This window comes from Frigoribacterium sp. AC394, from assembly GCF_979258095.1.
The window spans coordinates 1635287-1647029 of record NZ_OZ409834.1; the positions used below are offsets into that span (position 1 = coordinate 1635287).

6 protein-coding genes and 1 pseudogene are annotated in these 11743 nt (G+C 71.2%); 4 read left to right on the plus strand and 3 right to left on the minus strand.

Annotated elements, in window-relative coordinates; all coding sequences use genetic code 11:
* Positions 1 to 49: 49 nt before the first annotated feature.
* A complete protein-coding gene (locus tag ACZZY9_RS07525) occupies positions 50 to 1390 on the minus strand; it encodes a hypothetical protein (protein WP_463463625.1) in 1341 nt (446 codons plus the stop codon).
* Positions 1387 to 2880, minus strand: coding sequence for an O-antigen polysaccharide polymerase Wzy (wzy, locus tag ACZZY9_RS07530; protein ID WP_463463626.1), 1494 nt, complete (start codon positions 2878 to 2880; stop codon positions 1387 to 1389). The genes ACZZY9_RS07525 and wzy overlap by 4 nt, the downstream gene beginning before the upstream one ends.
* A 124-nt stretch (positions 2881 to 3004) precedes the next feature.
* Here wzy and ACZZY9_RS07535 point away from each other — a divergent pair, with 124 nt between their 5' ends.
* On the plus strand, positions 3005 to 4408 hold the full coding sequence (locus tag ACZZY9_RS07535; RefSeq protein ID WP_463463627.1) for a tyrosine-protein kinase domain-containing protein: 1404 nt from the start codon (positions 3005 to 3007) through the stop codon (positions 4406 to 4408).
* A 34-nt stretch (positions 4409 to 4442) separates the two neighbouring features.
* On the plus strand, positions 4443 to 5060 hold the full coding sequence (locus tag ACZZY9_RS07540) for a phosphoribosylanthranilate isomerase (protein ID WP_463463628.1): 618 nt from the start codon (positions 4443 to 4445) through the stop codon (positions 5058 to 5060).
* A 42-nt stretch (positions 5061 to 5102) separates the two neighbouring features.
* On the opposite strand, the pseudogene ACZZY9_RS07545 reads toward ACZZY9_RS07540, so the two are convergent.
* A pseudogene (locus ACZZY9_RS07545) lies at positions 5103 to 7293 on the minus strand (ATP-dependent Clp protease ATP-binding subunit).
* A 153-nt stretch (positions 7294 to 7446) separates the two neighbouring features.
* On the opposite strand from ACZZY9_RS07545, the gene ACZZY9_RS07550 reads away from it, so the two are divergent.
* A complete protein-coding gene (locus ACZZY9_RS07550; RefSeq protein WP_463463629.1) occupies positions 7447 to 11244 on the plus strand; it encodes a hypothetical protein in 3798 nt (1265 codons plus the stop codon).
* Positions 11245 to 11297: 53 nt separating this feature from the next.
* Positions 11298 to 11732, plus strand: coding sequence for a DUF3060 domain-containing protein (locus ACZZY9_RS07555; protein WP_320478104.1), 435 nt, complete (start codon positions 11298 to 11300; stop codon positions 11730 to 11732).
* Positions 11733 to 11743: the final 11 nt, after the last annotated feature.

The window sequence follows — 11743 nt, forward strand, 5'->3', positions numbered from 1 at the left end:
GTCTGTCTTCTTGAGCCGCTCTGTAGAATATCACATTGCTGACAGATATTCAGAGATATGTGACGGGCCCTCGGTCCGATCTCGGACGTCGGACGAGTCGCGCCGCCCTGACGAGGGCGCAGACGACCGCGCCGACGAGCACCGACGCCATCAGCCACAGCTGCGGGTCGCCCACCCCGGGGGCCGACACGGCCACGAGGCAGACGGCGACCGACGCGGCCGTCGCCACGAGGTCGCTCGCCAGCCAGACGCGCAGGTGCCCCCGAGCGGCGCAGACCATCGAGAGGGCCGTCGCCACGCCGCGGACGACGGCGGCGGCCAGCAGGACGACGCCCGCCACGACGACGCCCGGGTACCGGTCGGTCAGCAGCCCGGCGGCGCCCCACTGCACGACCCCGGCGACGAGCGCGCAGGCGAGGCAGACCGCGCCGACGATCGCGACGAAGCGGTCGGCACGGAGGGGCGATCGACCCGACCGCGGGTCGATCACCAGACGCCCGACCATGTTCTTGCCCAGATAGACGGGCACGAGCAGCACCAGTGCGGCGAAGCGGTTGGCGACGGCGAAGGTCGCCACGGCCTCGAGTCCCCCGACCACCTGCAGCGCCCACAGCACGACCCACGGCCCGATCTGACCCGCCGAGGCGGCGGCGAGCCCGGTCAGCGTCACGCCTCGATCGCCGGTCGACGCCGCGGTCACCCCTGCGGACGACGCCGGTCGCGACCCGAGGAGCGCATCGACACCCGGCCGACGGGAACGCCGGGCGACGGCCGCCAGGACCCAGAGAGCGACGACGGCGTCGAGCAGCACGAGACCGACGGCCGCGCCGAGGGCCCCCGCCCACAGCCCGCCGGCGACGGCCAGAAGACCCGAGACGAGACCCCGGGAGCCGTCGACGACCGCGGTCGACACGGTGCGCCCCGACCCCGCCAGCACGCCGACGAAGGTCTCGGTCACCGTGATGCCACCGGCGGCGAGACCCACCGCGAACGCGGCGAGCGCGAGCTCGGGATGCCCGTAGACGACCGAGAGACCGACCGAGACGACGACGCCGTCGGCGAGCGCCACGGCGCCGAGCCAGCGCTTGCGACCGCGGACGGCCTCGGCGAAGGCGACGAGAGGGGACTCCCTCGCCGCGCCTCCTGCGACCTCCGTCTCGGTACGACGACGGGCCGCCGAGGCCGCCGCCGACACGGCGAAGGCGGAGCTGCTCAGCGACGCGACGCCGAAGACCGTCGCCTGCACGAGCGAGAACAGTCCGAACTCCGCCGGCGAGACGACGAGCGCCAGGGTGGTCAGCGCGATGAACTGGACGCCCTTGCCCGCCAGCCCGGAGGCGGCGGCCACCGCCGGGCCCGACCAGGAGGCGCGCGAGGGTCGGGCGGTCACGGCGCCGCCACCGCAGGCACGGGCTCCGAGGCCGTCGGCGGGAGCCGCGCCGCACGGTCCGCCGCCTGCTGGACGGCCCGCTTGGCGGATCGATGGCGGATCGAACCGAGCTGGATCGAGAAGACCACGGCTGCGAGACCGAGCAGGATCGTGGTGACGGTCGTCGTCGAGGACGACCGCACCGTGGCGAGCAGCGCCGAGAAGACGACGCCGTAGACCACCGCGTTCACGGGACGGCCGAGACCCCGGTGGTCCCACCGGCCGAAGACCATCCCGAGACCGACGAACAGGAGGGCCGTACCGGTCGTGCCGAAGTTCAGGAACGACTCGGCCACGAGCGAGTAGCCGATCGCGTAGTGCTGCACCCTGTCGCGGAGCAGTGTGCCGACGAGGCGCGGGTCGTCCGCCGAATGCTCACGGTCGACCCCGGCGAGCAGCTCGACGAAGCGGATGGTGCCGACCGCGAAGGTCATGCCGTGACGGTGGGGCTCACCCTGATCGATCCACGAGACGGTCTCGACGACGGGTCTCAGGGTCGCGCCCATCTCGACCGTGGCTGCGAGGGGGGAGCCGAGCATCTGGCCGACGCTCGTGTCGGCGAGGCCGTTGTCGCGGATCCGCTCGACGCTGCTGACGACGACGAGCCCCGTCACGACCACCAGCACCGCGATGACCTGTCGCGGCATCGGCCGGAGGCGCGCGAGGACGACGACGACGCCGACCAGGGCGTAGAGCGCGGACGACCGCGACCCCATCACCAGAGTGCTGGCGGCGAAGACCCCGAAGAACACCAGCCCGACCGTCCGGACGGACGACCTGCGGCCCGCGACGACGAGCGACATGCCCGACAGGGTGAAGGTGATCCCGGCGGTGAGCGACGGGTTGGCCGCGACGGTCGCGTCGTACAGCCGCTTGCCCCCCTGCCCGAGCAGCAGCCCGGGCTCGACGACGGCGATCGTGCCGAGGACGTAGAGGACCGTCACGACCACGACGACCGTGCCGGTGAGGGTCATGGCGGCCTCCGTCTGCGCACGCGCCCGCGCCGCCTCGTCGTCGATCACCCGCACGGCGGGGGCGGAGCCGGTCGGTCGCCGACGTCCGAGCAGGACGTAGCCGAGAGTGAAGGCGAGCAGAGCCTGGGCCACGAGCCAGACGGCCCGGAGGACCTGCTCGTTCGGGATGAACCACAGCGAGAGGTAGTCCACGTCGTCGCCCGGGATGTCGGCCCCTGTGACGGCGAACGCCGCGAGCGGCACGTGGAAGAGGACGAGCACGACGAAGAACATCGGCCCCCCGCTCCAGAGCCCCAGGGGGGCGGACCGGACGAGCAGACCGGTGCAGACGACCGCCACGACCACGGTCAGGCCGAACACGCGCGTCTCGGCGCCCACCCCGGTCGGGACCCCGGAGAGGAGCGACCACACCAGGACGATGGCGACCGCGAGGGCGGCGATCGCACGTGAGAGGCCGAGGCTTCCAGAAGGGGACATGAGTGACATAGTAGAATATCACGTTGATATGAGCAAGAACAATCTGAGGGCTCATCACTCTCTTGTGATCGATCCTCAGATGTGTATAGGATGCTACATATCAATCCGCAGCTCAGGGAGAACCGTGACCTCATCCACCGTCGGCGACGTGGCCAAGAAGAACTGGCTCCTCCTGATCGCGTCACTCGTGCTCGGCGCCTTCGGGGGCGTCGGCCTCGCCTCGATCCAACCGCCGCTGTACACCTCGACCACGCAGGTCTACGTCTCCGTCGACCTCACCGTGACGCAGAGCGCGAACGATCTCCTCCAGGGCGGCAACGCCGCCGAGCAGCGCGTCCGGTCGTATCTCGACCTCGTGACGAAGTCGACGGTGCTCGAGCCCGTCGCCGAACGCCTCGGAGTGACCCGCCAGTCCCTCGCGACGCAGGTGTCGGCCTCATCGCCTTCGCGCAGCGTGCTGATCGACATCACCGCGACCGACCCCGATCCGACCCGGGCCCGCGACATCGCGGACGCCGTCAGCGAGCGCTTCCGGGACGTCGTCGAGAACGAGATCGAGCGCCCCGCCGGCTCCGACGCCTCGTCGGTGACCCTGCTGGTCACCGAGCCGGCCGAGATCCCCTCCACCCGCTCGTCGCCGTCGTTGCGGACCAACGCGGTGATCGGCGGACTCCTCGGCCTCCTCCTCGGCCTCGTGGCGGCCGCCGCTCGTATGGTGCTCGACACCCGCATCCACGGGGCGGCCGACGTCGAGGCGTCCTTCGCCCCGCCGGTCGTCGGCTCGGTCCCGTTCGTCCGCGACACCGCGGAGCGCCCGCTGATCGTGCAGCACGCCAACCGCGGTCGGGCCGCCGAGGCCTTCCGCACCCTGCGCGCCAATCTCCGGTTCCTCGACAACGGCGCATCGAAGCGAGCGTTCGTCGTCAGCTCGGCCCAGCAGTCGGAGGGCAAGTCCACGACGGTGACCAACCTCGCCGTCGTCCTGGCCGAGACGGGAGCCCGGGTGGCACTCGTCGACGGCGACCTCCGACGCCCGCGCGTGGCCGACATCATGGGGCTCGAGGGGGCCGTCGGCCTCACCGACGTCCTGATCGGCCGCTTCGAGCTCGACGACGTGCTGCAGCCGTGGGGCGCGCACGGACTCAGCGTCCTGCCCGCCGGCAGCGTGCCGCCGAACCCCAGCGAACTGCTCGGATCGGCGCAGATGCAGCTGCTGGTCGAGTCGCTGACCTCGCGCTTCGACTACGTGCTGATCGACGCACCGCCGGTGCTGCCGGTCGCCGACGCGACGCTGCTGGGCGCCATCACGAACGGCGTGCTGATGGTCGCCGCCGCCAAGAGGTCGAAGCGCGCCGAGCTCGCCGCCGCGCTCCGGGCCTTCGACATCGCCGACGTCCGCTGCCTCGGCGTCGTCGTCACCATGACCCGCTCGAAGAAGGCGAGCGACGGCTACGGCTCGGGGTACTACGACCAGGGTGCGTACGACGGACAGTCTGCCTCGAGCCCGGCACCGCGCCTCCCGGTGTGACCCTCGCGGTCGGCCTCGGGGCAGACTGTCCGTCATGCGCACCTGGGTGAAGATCTGCGGACTCACGACCGACGAGGCCGTCGACGCCTCCGTCGAGGCGGGCGCCGACGCGGTGGGGTTCGTGCTGGCCTCGGGCAGTCCGCGCACCCTCCATCCGTCCGCCGCACGCCTGCTGGCCGGCCGGGTGCCGTCGACGGTCGAGACGGTGGGCGTGTTCCGCGGCCAGGCCGTCGCGGAGGTCGTCGAGCTGGCCCGCGCCGCGGGGGTCGCGACCGTGCAGCTGCACGGAGACGAGTCGCCGTGCGACGTGGCCACGGTGCAGGCCGCGGGGTTCCGGGTGATCCGAGCCGTGAGCGTGGACGCGTACGGCGACGAGTCCGAGGAGGCGCGGCGCGGGTTCCGTGAAGACGCACTGCTCATCGATGCGCTCGCCCCCGGAGCCGGCGCCGCCTTCGACGGCGCCCCCCTGCTGGCCGCTCCGCCGCACCGCGACTGGATCCTGGCCGGCGGCCTCTCCCCCGAGACCGTCGCCGCCCGCATCGACGAGCTGCGACCCTCCGGGGTCGACGTCAGCTCGGGCGTCGAGTCGTCTCGCGGGGTGAAGGACGTCGGGCTGATCCGCGCCTTCGTGGCCGCGGCCCGAGCCGACTAGGGCGGGTCGGGCCAGAGCACGACGGGCCAGGGCGGTTCGGGTCTAGGGCAGGTCGTCGAGCACGTCGGCCTCGGGTTCGACCACGTCGAACCGGGCGACCGTGAGCGCATCGCCTCCAGGAGCGACCTCGACGCGGACGGTGTCGCCGTCGAGGATGTCGCCGCCGAGCAGCGCCATCGCGAGCGCGTCGTCGATCTGCCGCTGCATCAGCCGGCGCAGCGGTCGTGCACCGTAGATCGGGTCGTGCCCGCGCTCCGCGAGCCAGGCGCGGGCGTCGGGGGTGACCGCCAGCGACAGGCGACGATCGGTCAGGCGGCGGCCGAGACGGTCGACGTAGAGCGACACGATCTGCCCGAGGTCGTCGGCGGTGAGCGTCGAGAACACCACGATGTCGTCGAGACGGTTCACGAACTCGGGCTTGAAGGCCTGCCGCACGAGCCCCTGCACGAGCTCCTCCTTCTCGGGGTCGCTCAGGGTCGGATCGGTGATGACCTGCGACCCGAGGTTCGACGTCAGCACGAGGATCGTGTTCCGGAAGTCGACCGTGCGACCCTGGCCGTCGGTCAGGCGGCCGTCGTCGAGCACCTGCAGCAGCACGTCGAAGACCTCGGGGTGCGCCTTCTCGACCTCGTCCATCAGCACGATGCTGTACGGACGGCGGCGGACGGCCTCGGTCAGCTGACCGCCGGCCTCGTACCCGACGTACCCGGGAGGCGCGCCCACGAGACGGGACACGCTGTGCTTCTCGCCGTACTCGCTCATGTCGATGCGGACGAGGGCCTTCTCGTCGTCGAAGAGGAAGTCGGCGAGCGCCTTGGCGAGCTCGGTCTTGCCGACGCCGGTCGGCCCGAGGAACAGGAACGAGCCCGTGGGGCGGTCGGGGTCGCTGATGCCCGCGCGGGTGCGCCGGACGGCCTCGCTGACCGCCGAGACGGCCGCGCGTTGACCGATGATGCGCCTCCCGAGCTCGCTCTCGAGGTGCAGCAGCTTCTCGGTCTCGCCGCTGAGGAGGCGCCCCACCGGGATGCCCGTCCAGGCCGCGACGACCTCGGCGATGTCGGAGTCGGTGACCGAGTCGCTGACCAGGCGGTCGCCGGACTTCTCGAACGACTCGGCGTCGTGCAGTCTCTTCTCGATGTCGGGGATGCGTTCGTAGCTGATGCGGGCGGCGTCCTCGTAGCGCCCCTCGCGGAGCGCGCGGTCGGCGTCGATGCGCGCCTCGTTGAGGTCGCTGCGGAGGGTGCCGATGCCCTGCAGGGCCGCCTTCTCGGCCTGCCAGCGCTCGTTCAGATCGTCGTAGGCGGCCTGCTGCTGCTCGATCTGCTCCCGCAGGGCGGCGAGTCGGGCCTTCGCCGCGTCGTCGGTCTCCTTCTTGAGGGCTAGCTCTTCGATCTGGAGGCGCACCAGGCCCCGGTAGAGCTGGTCGAGCTCGACCGGCGACGAGTCGATCTCCATCTTGAGTCGCGAGCCCGCCTCGTCGACGAGGTCGATGGCCTTGTCGGGCAGCTGGCGACTGGGGATGTAGCGGTTCGACAGGGAGGCGGCCGCCACGAGGGCGCCGTCGGTGATCGTGACACCGTGATGCGCCTCGTAGCGCTCTTTGAGGCCACGCAGGATGGCCACGGTGTCCTCCACGCTCGGCTCGCCGACGTAGACCTGCTGGAACCGGCGCTCGAGCGCGGCGTCCTTCTCGATGTACTGGCGGTACTCGTCGAGGGTGGTGGCGCCGATCAGACGGAGCTTCGCCCCGGGCGAGCATCGGCTTGAGCATGTTCGAGGCGGCGACGGAGCCCTCACCGCCGCCGGCGCCCATCAGCGTGTGCAGCTCGTCGATGAACGTGATCACCTGGCCGTCGCTCTTGGTGATCTCCTTGAGGACGTCCTTCAAGCGCTCCTCGAACTCGCCCCGGTACTTGGCGCCGGCCACGAGTGCGGCCAGGTCGAGGCTGATGAGCCGTTTGTCTTTGAGACTGTCGGCGACGTCGCCGGCGACGATGCGCTGGGCGAGACCCTCGACGACGGCGGTCTTGCCGACACCGGGCTCGCCGATCAGCACGGGGTTGTTCTTGGTACGGCGGGTCAGGACCTGGCTGATGCGGCGGATCTCGGAATCGCGACCGATGACGGGGTCGAGCTTGCCGCTGCGGGCGATCGCGGTGAGATCGACGCCGTACTTCTCGAGAGCCGACTTCTGCTTCTGGTCGGAGGCCGGGGCACCCTGCATGTTCGCCATGGAACAGCCTTTCTCGAAACTTGAGTGGGACGGACTCAAGTTTACGCGCGGGCGCTCGAAACACAAGCGGTCCTCTGTTTGGAATTACAGATGTTTTAAGTAAGCATGTCATCTGCTGCGCCGCGTCCGACGGCGCCTCACGAAAGCGATCACATGAGAAGAACCATCCGGAGACTGCTGACCGGCGGGGTCGTCGCAGCACTCCTCGCCGGGGGCATGACCCTCCCCGCGTCAGCAGCGCCTGCGCCCACCTCGTTCAGTTCACCATTGGTCTTCCAGAATCCCACGGGCGGTTACATCGCTTACTCCCCCGGGCCACCTGTCGGCGACATCGAAATGCGGAGCTTCCGCGCGACGACCCACGCGACCTACTCTCAAGCCGCTGGGTCGGCCGTCTCGGTCTCTCTGCCGGACCCCGGCGCCGGCGACGCCATCGTCAAACTCGCCGGCGGTGAATGCCTTACCACCCTCGATGGGGCGGGGCCGGGTCGCACCCTCGTCGCATCGAAGGCCTACTGCGGCGGGTACGGCTACACCTGGTCCGTCACGCGGGATGGCCGCGTCATCTCGTTCTTCGGCTCCACGGGCATGGGGCCGACCCAGCCAGCTCAGACGGGATACTGGCCGTTCACCGGTCTGCGCCCTCTCCTCTCCGCCGGAGGCTATCCGCTCGGAGGCAGCCGATTCGAGGCCGACCCGCTCGTCGTGCGCGTCGACCGCGTGAACGACATCGCCCGCACAGCCGTCCTGTCGGGTACGGCGACGAAGAACGCCCAGGTCCGAGCTCAGGGTCGGACGACGACCGCGGACCCGACGACCGGCATCTGGTCGCTCGATGTCCGTGATCTCGCGGTAGGGGCCAACAACATCGATGTGATCCAGCGAGTCGGAGGCGTCGATCGGGACACCCAGACGGCACGCATCGACATCGTCGAGGGCGGGCGAGTGGTGCCGGCGCCGGTCTCGCGCGTCGAGCTGGCGCGGGGCGGCGAGACCGAGGTGCCCTTCATCGTCTCGAACCGAGCCGCCCGAGCGAGCATGACGGGCGTCGTCGAGCTGACGGCCCCCGAGGGGTCGACCTTCACACCGGGGCAGACACGCGTCACCGCAGGCGTGAACACCGCCGGCGAGGGCTCGACCTGGACCCCGCTCCCCCGTCTCGACCTCACGAACGGCCGGGTCGGAGACGGCGGCCGGACGATGACCTTCGATCTGGCCAGCGGCTCGGGGACTCTGGCCGCGGGTCAGTACTACCGCTACGGGCTGTCCGTGACGACCCCCGCCTCCTCGGCTCCCCTCGAGTCGAGCATGAGCTACGTGTACCGCGGCGACAGCTCGGCTGGCGACTACCGGGCCGCCGGCAGCACCGCGACGACCGTCGTGGGCTCGTCGGCCATCGACACCCGCGTCGGGGCCAGCACGCCCGGCGGCACCACGGACTGGGGACGCAGCGACGTCCAGGCGACCGAGGTGCAGGGGGCGATGACGCTGACCGCCCCCGAGAGCACCCGCTTCGCCGACGCCGAGGCCCGGCGCACCTCCGACGACACGGCCCGCGACGACCACCGCGTCGCCTACTCGAACGATCGACGCACGGTCACGATCGACGGGCCGACCGACGGCTCCGCGGTCTGGGGCTCCGCGCACCAGTACGCCGCGTTCCGTCTGACCCTCGACGCCGACTCCGAGCCCGGGACCGTGCTGACGGGCGGCGAGGTCGCCGTCCGCGGCACCGGCGGTGCCACGCTGGCCGAAGGGGCGTTCCAGGTCGTGGTCGACGAGGCCGTGCCCACCCTGACCGCCGAGATCACCCTGCTCGACGACGTCACACGACCCGCCACCATCGGCGGCGTCGGCGACGACGGAGGCACGGTGACCGTCCGCGAGGGCGACGCCGTGCTCGGTGAGGCGCGCGTCGTCGACGGTCGCTGGTCGCTCGACGTCCCCGTCTCGATCGGACCCGGCCGTCACACCCTCACGGCCTCGCAGTCGGTCGACGGACGCCCGTTCGGCAGTGTCGAGGCCGCGCTCGACCTCGGCGCGGCCGTCGACGTGGTCGAACCGGCGAACGGCAAGATCGTCCCCGGCCGGACGACCGTGCGGGGCACGGGCGCACCCCGAGCCGAGATCACCGTCACCGCGGCGGGCACCACGGTCGACACGACCGTCACGGCGGACGGAGCCTGGGAGGCGCGGGTCGAGATCCGCCCCGGACACACCGCCGTCGCCGTGACCGCGTCGCAGCACGCCCGCGGCGACATCGTCACCACCGACACCGCGCAGGTCGTGCCGGACGCCCCGCAGGAGCTCCGCGAGGTGGTCATCACCGAACCGTCGTCGCACTTCTACGCGCCGCTCGAGGGCACCACGGTCGAGGGGACGGCCACGCCGTACTCGACCGTCGAGATCCGCACCCAGTGGGGCTTCGCCATCGCCACGGTCGAGGCCGACGTCGACGGCCGATGGGCCTTCGACCGGGCGTTCGGGCCCTCCGCCCGGTACGAGCTGACGGCCACGCAGACGCTGGTCGACGGCAGGACGTCGTCCTCCCCCGTCTTCGAGCTGTACGCCGACGGCTCGTTCGTGCCCGTCGTCGTGACCAGCCATGAAGACGGCGGCACCTACGTGCCCGGCAGCGTGACCTTCACCGGCCGTGCGACGCAGGGCGCCTACATCGAGGCGCGCAATCAGTACGATCGCCTGCTGTTCTCGACCCGCGCCTCCCAGGTGGCCGGCGTCTGGACGGCCTCGACCGGGCTCGGACCCGTCGCGACGTACGAGATCACCGTCACCCAGAAGGCCCCCGACGACACGACGGGGCAGACCAGGCTGACCCTCTCGCCCGACCTGCCGTTCCGCGACCTGGCGGTGACCAGCCATGTCGACGGTGAGACGTACCGGCCGGGCCCCGTGCTGTTCACCGGCACGGGCACGCCGACCGGACGCGTCGTCGCGACGAACCAGTTCGGCGTCGTCGTCGGCGAGACCACGATCGCCACGGACGGCAGCTGGTCGTTCCGGCGCGATCTCGGACCGGACGCCGATTACGACCTGACGTTCACCCAGCGGTTCCGTGACGAGGAGGACTCGGTGCGACTGCGCCTGCTCGCCCCCGTCTGGCAGCCGATCACCATGACCAGCCCGTCGATCGGCGACCGCTACACGCCGGGCGAACCGACCGAGTTCACCGGCCGGGCCACCCCCTTCTCGACCATCACGGCCACCACCGCGCTCGGCGGGACCCTCTTCTCGGTCGAGACGGGAGCCGACGGCGTCTGGCGGAACACGCGGGTCTACGGCCCGGACAACGTGTACCGGATCGACATCTCCCAGGTGGCGCGGAACGGCCGCACCGACTCCCTCGACACCTTCGTCTGGGCTCCGGACCTCCCGTGGGCACCGCTCGCCGTGACCAGTCACGTCTCCGGTGAGACCTACCGGCCGGGCGAGATCGAGCTGCGCGGGACGGGAGCCCCCGGTGCCGTGGTCGAGATCACGAACCAGTGGGGGACCCTGATGGGCCGCCCCGAGGTCGGCGGCGACGGGACCTGGTCGATGCGCCGGACCCTCGGACCGACCGCGGACTACGTGCTGCGCCTGGTCATGACGAAGGACGGACGACAGGACGAGATCGCGGGGTTCGAGCTCCGGGCTCCCCGGTTCAGCGACATCGAGCTGACCGCCCCGAGCCCCGGCGAGGGATACGTCGAGGGTCGCGACTACACGATGACGGGCCGGGCGACGCCGTTCGCCACCATCCGCGCGACGACCTCCCTCGGCAATCCGCTCTTCGAGACCACGGCGGACCGCGACGGTCGGTGGGCTCACACCCGGCGCTTCGGCCCCACGCACGTCTACGTGATCGACCTCACGCAGGAGACGCTCGCGGGAGAGACCGGCGGGTACCCGCGGTTCACGTTCGCACCGGCCGACGAGGCGGGCGCCTCCTGATGCGGGCCACCCGGTCCGCCACGACAGACGAGACGTTCGACGAGAGGAACACCATGACCAGACGACCGACGCGATCCCTGCGACTCCTCGCGGCCCTCGGGGCGGCGGTGCTCTTGACCGGATGCACCGCCGGTGACGACGATCCCGACGTCGACCCGTCGACACCGACACCGGCCGTGGCGACGACGGAGGCGAGCCAGACCGTCTACGGAGAGTGCGTCGACGGGGTGGCCACCATCCTCGCCGACGACCTCGACGGACGCTTCGAACTCGGCGACTGCTCGACCGTGAGCGTCGTCGGGGTGGACGGCGACATCGTCCTCGGCCAGGTCGAGCGCCTCGTGCTCGAGGGCGACCGGAACACCGTCGTCGTCGCGGAGGTCGCACACGTCGCATTCGGCGGGAACGGCAACGTCGTCGAGCACGGCGGCGCCGAGCCCGAGGTCGTCGACGACGGCGACGAGAACCGGATCGCTCCGACGGACTGAGCCGCGGAACG